Raw genomic sequence first — 5,631 nt, 5'->3', positions numbered from 1 at the left:
ACTTCAGCTTCAGAAAGTGCATCAACTTCAGCGAGCGAGTCCGCATCAACGAGTGCATCGACCTCCGCGAGCGTATCAGCCTCCACGAGTGCATCAGTGTCCGCAAGTACGTCAGCTTCAGAGAGTGCATCGGTATCGGCAAGTACGTCTGCGTCAGTAAGTGCATCAACTTCAGCAAGCGAGTCAGCGTCAATCAGTGCATCGGTATCTGCCAGCGCATCGGGTCTGGAAAGTGCTTCAGTCAGCGATTCTCTGTCTGTCAGTGAGTCGTCATCCCTGAGCACCAGCACCTCTGTCCTGCACAGTCAGCTGGATTTGATCCATGAGAAGGAGTTCTATTCACTTAGTCTGTCGACCAGTGCTTCCTTGTCTGAGTCTATCAGTCTCAGCGAGTTGGTCAGCGTCAGTCAGTCTGAGTCAGCACGCCTGTCCGCATCAGTCAGTCTGTCGACCAGTCAGAGCACGTCTGAAAGTCTATCCCTTTCGACCTCGGCGCGTCAGTCAGAGCTGGATCTGCTGGCCAAGGGTCAATTACCTCAGACAGGGGAAGTGGAGAGCAAGGCCTCCATTCTGGCTCTGGGCTTAGGTGCACTAGGCCTGGCCTTCAAGAGACGCAAGAAAAAAGGTGACTCTGAAGAGTAGCCAGTATACAGAAAAGCAGGAAGTTTTGCGGCTTCCTGTTTTTTTGACATTTTCAGAAAAAAAGTCTCCTTTATGAGGCAGGAAAGTCCCTGAAAATCTAGATTTTTCGGGCAATATTTTATATAATACAAGGAGTAGAATGATACGATGAAGATGAAAGAGTAAGGGAAATATGCAGGCAATTGTTTTAATTGGAGATCAGGACTATCTGGAGCCGCTTTCGACCGCAATCAAGTCGATTTTGTATTATAATAAAAATGTTAAGCTATATGTCTTAAACAGGGGGATTGCGGCTGAGTGGTTCTGTGATTTGCAGGAGCTGGCCGGGCAGTTGGAGAGCGAGCTGCTGCCTGTCAGTCTGGATCAGGCAGCCATCCCTTCGGACTGGCAGACGCAGGACCATATCAGCTCTACAGCCTATGCCCGCTATTTTATTCCGCAGTTTGTGGCAGAGGATCGGGTCCTCTATCTGGACAGTGATGTGATTGTCAAGGGAGAGCTGCAGCCCTTGTTTGAGCTGGATCTGCAGGGCCGGGCTATCGCAGCGGCCGGTGATGCCGGTGGTCATGGTTTTAACTCTGGAGTTTTGCTGATAGATAACCGGGTCTGGAAAGAGCGGCAGCTGTCAGCGGTCCTTATCAGGGAGACGGAGCGAATCATGGAAGCGGTCCAGTCCGGTCAATTTGAGGATTTTAACGGCGACCAGACGGTCTTAAATCAGGTCTTTGGGCAGGACTGGCTCCCGCTGGATAAGATCTACAATCTGCAGGTGGGGCATGACTTGGTGGCCTTCTACAGCGGCTGGACGGGGCACTTTGAGCTGGAGCAGGAGCCGGTCATTATCCACTACACGACCTACCGCAAGCCCTGGAACTCTGTAATCAGCTATCGCTACCGTCAGCTGTGGTGGGATTTTCAGGCCTTGAGTCTGGAGGAGATTGCGGCCCATCATGAGGGAGCCTTTGAGCTTCCCGACAGCTGGGAGCAGGCTGCTCTCAACTGTCTGATCTTGACCAATGTGCAGGAGCTGGAGCAGATAGAGTTTTTGGCTCAGGCTCTACCGACGGTTCATTTCCATATCGCCTGCTACACCGAAATGGGGGATTATCTGCGTTCTCTGGATGCATTTGCCAATATCTATCTGTATCCTGAAATAGTGGAAGCAGTGCTAGATGATATAGCTAATCGATGTCAGGTTTATTTAGATATTTATCACGGAACTGAACCGGAACATTATCCGATTAACCGTCGCTTTAAGGCAGCCGGCAAGCCGGTACTGACCTTTGACAATACTCAGAAAAATGAGGCGGCTGACTTTGTCTATCCTCATGCCAATCCTCAGGAAATGGTGGAAAAGCTGCGCTCTCTCATGAAGAAGGCTGTACCGGAAGGCTATCGGGCGGTCGTTCTGGCGGCCGACTATCTCTACAGCGATCAGGTCTCCACTACGATTAAGTCCATTGTCTGCCACAATCGCTTTATCAAGTTTTACCTGATTAACAGTGATTTTCCGGCTGAGTGGTTTGTCAGCATGGAAAAGAGACTGGCTAAGCTGGACTGCCGTATTGTCAATGCGCGGGTGGACAGCAGCCATATCAGTCATTACAAGACCAACATCCACTATGCGGTATTTTTACGGTATTTTGCGGCAGATTTTGTGACAGAAAGCCAGGCTCTGTATCTGGATTGCGATATTGTGGTGACCCGGGATTTGACGCCTTTGTTTGAGCGGGAGCTTGGTCAAGCGCCGCTGGCAGCAGTAAAGGACTTGGGCGGTCAGGTTTACTTTGGAGAGCAGATATTTAATTCGGGTGTTCTGCTGATTAATATCAAGCTGTGGCGAGAAGCAGGTGTCGCGCAGCAATTAATCGAAATGACGGCTCAGCTGCATGATCAGGTCAGTCAGGATGACCAAAGCATTCTCAATCTGCTCTTTGAAAATCGCTGGCTGGAGCTGCCTTTTGCTTATAACTGTATTACCTTGCATATGGCTTTTTCGGACTATGCGCCAGAGCCGGGGTTCTATCCGCCGGTCATTCACTATCTAACTTGGCGCAAACCATGGAAGGAGTACATGCAGTCCATTTACCGGGAGGTTTGGTGGTTTTACCATGGGCTGGACTGGGCGGACTTGCAGGAGCCAATCGGGGCTCTGACAGAGAAAATGGTGAACGGTCCGGCTTTCTCCTGCTTGGTTTACACTTATTCCTGTGACCTACTCCATATTGATGATTTGATCCGCTCCTTGCCTGCCTGTCATTTTTATATAGCAGCGCCGGTGGTAGTGGCAGAGCCGATCAGCCGCCTGCTGCGGTACTCCAATGTCAGCGTCAGCTCAGATATTGCGGGGATTCCGGGGTTCTTGGAGTCATTGGCAGAGAAGGCGCAGCTGCTCCTTGACATCAATGCCGGCGATGAGGTGGACGGGATTATTTCCCGCTTTCGGTCAGCCGGCAAGCCGGTCTATGCCTTTGACAGCACGGCCCACGGCCAGCAGGGGCAGGAGCTGTTTGCAGCGGATCAGCCGGCAGAGATGGCAGCGGCCATTGAAGCCCTGCGGCTGCAGGAGCCAGAGGAGCGGAAGATTGAGGTGCTGCCCATAGAGCAGACGCTGGACTACCTTTTAGAACACGGCTCCTCAGCGGTTCGCTTTGGCGATGGGGAAATGGATATCATTGCAGGCCATAGCATTGCCTATCAGGATTACCAGCCGGAGCTGGCAGTAAAATTGAGAAATATCATGTCCAAGGTTAGCAATGAACGATTGGTGGTTTGCCTGCCGGATGTATTTGAGAGGACGGAGCGTTATCAGCAAATGGCTCTTGATTTTTGGAATCGGCATATCCCATTTTATTGGTCTCATTATCAAGAAATCTGCCAGGCGCCTTGGTATGGTTCGACCTTTATTTCCCGGCCCTATATTGACTTGGTGGACAAGTCGCTGTCGGCGGGTTATTTTGACAAGCTGAAGAGGCTGTGGCAGGATCGGGACCTTTTGATTGTAGAAGGGGCTACCTCGCGCTCGGGTGTGGGCAATGACCTCTTTGCTGCGGCCAAGTCGATCAAGCGGATCATCTGTCCTTCCCGCAATGCCTACAGCCGGCTGGAGGACATCAAGGCAGCGGTCAGAGAGCAGGCGGGCGACCGGCTGATCTTGGCCATGCTGGGACCTGCAGCCAAGGTCCTGGTCTATGATCTGGTGCAGGAGGGCTATCGGGCGCTGGATATTGGTCACATCGACTCAGAGTACGAGTGGTTCCAGATGGGCGCGACCCACAAGGTCAAGCTGGCCCACAAGCATACGGCGGAGTATAATTTTGACCAGGATATCGAAGTGCTGCCTGACCGCGATTACGAGCGTCAGATTGCTGTCAATCTGACCGAACAGAAGCAATAGAAAAGAAGATGAAAGTTAATATTACCAATTTATACGGCATGTCCGGCCAGAGTACGGCCTTGATTGCCCAGAATGATGTGAGCAGGCTGGCCAAGGAGCTGGGCTTTAATGAGCTGGGTTTTTATTTTTACGATATTTACAGCGACAGTCCCTCGGAGCTGAGCACGCGGCTGGACGGGATCATGGCCAGTGTGGCCTATGGGGATGTGGTCATCTACCAGTCGCCGTCTTGGAACGGCCGGGAGTTTGATCAGGCCTTTGTCCGCAAGCTCAAGGTACTGCAGGCCAAAATCGTCACCTTTATCCACGATATTCCGCCGCTCATGTTTCCCTCCAATTACTATCTCATGCCCGAGTACATCGACATGTACAATCAGTCGGATCTGGTCATTGTGCCGTCTGAAAAGATGCGGGACAAGCTGATCGAGGAGGGGCTGACGGTGGAGAAGGTTCTCATCCAGCATATGTGGGACCACCCTTATGATCTGGCCCTGCGTCAGCCGCAGTTTGAGCGCAAGCTTTACTTTGCCGGCAGTGTGGAGCGGTTTCCGCATCTGGCTAACTGGGCCTATGCAACGCCGCTGGAGATTTTCTCGCCTGAAGAGGAGAGCAGTCCTGCGGCCAATGTCCGCTTTCGCGGCTGGGTCAGCCGGCCCGAGCTGCTGCTGGAGCTGTCCAAGGGCGGTCTGGGACTGGTCTGGGGTGTGGAGGAGGATCCGGCCGAAGAGCCGGAATACTACGGCCTCAATATTTCCCATAAGGCGGCCACCTATCTGGCGGCGGGTCTTCCGATTATCGTGCCGGCCTATCTGTCCAATGCTGAGCTGATCCGCCGGCAGGGCTTAGGCTTTGTGGTAGACAGTCTGGCTGAGGCCAGCCGTGTGGTGGAGACACTGAGTTCGGAAGAATACCAGGCTATGGCCGAGCGGGTCAGAAATTTCTCCTTCCTGCTCAAAGAAGGCTATTTCAGCAAGAAAGTCTTGCTGGATGCGGTCATGGAAGTTTTGTCTTAGTGTTTTTCAGCCATCACAGTGAGGAGTCAATGTGAAGTCATTTTTTAAAGCGGTCATTATCAAGAAGTTTCTTTGGACCTTATTTTTCTTATTTATCTATGTACTAGGGAGCAAGCTGCCCCTGCCTTTCATTGACATGGGCAAGGCGGTGTCTTTGAATGGGGCCTCAGCGACCTTGAACTATGCAACGGCCCTCATGGGCGGAAATCTGCGCAGCCTGTCGCTCTTTTCAATCGGCCTGTCGCCCTGGATGTCCTCCATGCTGATCTGGCAGATGTTTGCCATCTCCAAAAAGCTGGGCCTGGGCAGACTGCCGCTGGAAGTGCAGGAGCGGCGGCGCATGATTCTGACCTTCTTTGTCTCCCTCCTGCAGTCGGCAGCAGTCGTTCTCAATCTGCCGGTGGCAGCAGGAATGGACCCAACGGCTGTTCTGCTGCTGGACACCCTTATCTTAATGGGGGGAACCTACTTTCTCATCTGGCTGACTGATCTGAATGCTGCTATGGGACTGGGAGGTTCGGTGATGATTGTCATGGCCAGCATGATTTCCTACATTCCGCAGGATATCTGGCAGTCAGT

General features: G+C 52.3%; 3 protein-coding genes and 1 pseudogene. All 4 read left to right on the top strand.

Annotation, left to right across the window (positions count from 1 at the left end; genetic code table 11):
- A partial coding sequence (locus STRDD11_RS14685; protein WP_128837346.1) for an LPXTG cell wall anchor domain-containing protein occupies nt 1–642 on the top strand: 642 nt, incomplete at its 5' end.
- A 172-nt stretch (nt 643–814) separates the two neighbouring features.
- Nucleotides 815–4,039 carry an SP_1767 family glycosyltransferase gene (locus tag STRDD11_RS10925; protein ID WP_128837301.1) on the top strand — a complete coding sequence of 1,075 codons (3,225 nt, stop codon included), beginning with the start codon at nt 815–817 and terminating at the stop codon, nt 4,037–4,039.
- An 8-nt stretch (nt 4,040–4,047) separates the two neighbouring features.
- The gene (locus STRDD11_RS10920) at nt 4,048–5,052 is read left to right on the top strand and encodes a sugar transferase (protein WP_128837300.1); all 1,005 of its coding nucleotides are present in this window, start codon (nt 4,048–4,050) and stop codon (nt 5,050–5,052) included.
- Nucleotides 5,053–5,083: 31 nt separating this feature from the next.
- A pseudogene (locus STRDD11_RS10915) lies at nt 5,084–5,631 on the top strand (accessory Sec system protein translocase subunit SecY2); the annotation flags it as partial.

The organism is Streptococcus sp. DD11, assembly GCF_001578865.1.
GTDB lineage: Bacteria > Bacillota > Bacilli > Lactobacillales > Streptococcaceae > Streptococcus > Streptococcus panodentis.
Note: the sequence above shows the minus strand (reverse complement) of the source record. Positions and strands in the feature narration are given on the sequence as shown.

What these genes read in the sequence shown, in the direction of transcription:
- STRDD11_RS10920 (WP_128837300.1), top strand. Translation starts at nt 4,048, where the DNA reads ATGAAAGTTAATATTACCAATTTATACGGCATGTCCGGCCAGAGTACG.
- STRDD11_RS10925 (WP_128837301.1), top strand. Translation starts at nt 815, where the DNA reads ATGCAGGCAATTGTTTTAATTGGAGATCAGGACTATCTGGAGCCGCTT.